A 1,122-nucleotide genomic window follows, 5' to 3' on the forward strand; every position below is an offset into this window, starting at 1 on the left:
GGACCCTCCCGGTGGCCGTCCCGGCCGCCGCGGCCCGCGACCTCGGGCTCGCCGTCGGCAGCCGGGTGCCCGTGCGGCCGCTCACCTCGTCCACGCCGGCGCTCGAGCTCGAGGTCGTCGGCGTCTTCGCGGTCACCGCTCCCGGCTCGCGCTTCTGGTCCACGGACGTGCTCGAGGGGCGCGCGCACGAGCCGGCGTTCGCGATCCCGGGGACCGGCGGGGCGCTCCAGACCGACGCGTACGGACCCCTGGTGACCGCCCCCGGCGCGCTCGACGCGGCCGGCGCCGCCGTCGAGCGCCTGACGATCAGCTACGCGCCCGACTTCGCCGGGGCGGCGGTGGCCGACGTCGTGCCGCTGCTCGAGCGGCTCGGGGCGGCGGCGGACCGCGGACCGGCGGCGGTGGGTGCCGTGGGTGACGACGTCCGGGTCTCCACCCCCCTCGCGCCCGTCGTGCAGGAGGTCGGCACGGCGCTGGTGGTCACGCGCGCAAGCGTGCTCGTCGTCGGGCTGCTGCTCGTGCTCCTCGCCGTCGCGGCGCTCCTGCAGACCGCGCGCCTCCTGGTGGAGGCGCGGTCCGCCGAGCAGGGCCTGATGCGCGCCCGCGGGGCGTCGGGGCGTCAGCTCCTCGGCCTCGCCCTCACCGAGGCCGTGGGTCTCGCGCTCCTGACGACGGCGCTCAGCCCCGTCCTCGCCCGCCTGGTGCACCTCGGCCTCGCACGGCAGCCGGCGATGGTGGCCGCCGGCATCACCCAGGACCCCGGCGTCCCGGCGGCGGCGTGGCTCACCGCGGGCGCCGTCTCCGTCGTCTTCGCCGTCGTGCTCGTCAGCCCGCTGCTGCGGCGCGGCGGCACCTTCGTCGACGGCGAGCAGGCACGCGCCCGCCCGGACCGGCGCGCCGTGCTGGCGCGGTCCGGGCTCGACCTGGCGCTGGTCGTCGTGGCGGCCGTCGCCTTCGCCCAGCTGCGCAGCTACCAGAGCCCGCTCGCCTCGGACGGCGCGTCGCTCGTCGTCGACCCGGTGCTGGTCGCGGGACCGGCGGTGGTGCTGCTGGCGGGCGCCCTGGTCGGGGCGCGCCTGCTGCCCGCGGCGTCGCGCGTGGCCGAGCGCCTCGGCGCCCGGG

The 1,122-nt window shown here is 79.3% G+C and carries 1 protein-coding gene; it reads left to right on the plus strand.

The genetic code is table 11. The features are described from left to right. Positions 1-11: 11 nt before the first annotated feature. The coding region (locus IDM29_RS16800) for an FtsX-like permease family protein (RefSeq protein ID WP_223148449.1) at positions 12-1,122 on the plus strand (1,111 nt) is incomplete at its 3' end.

The organism is Actinotalea sp. JY-7885 (assembly GCF_014525465.1).
Taxonomy (GTDB): Bacteria; Actinomycetota; Actinomycetes; order Actinomycetales; family Cellulomonadaceae; genus Actinotalea.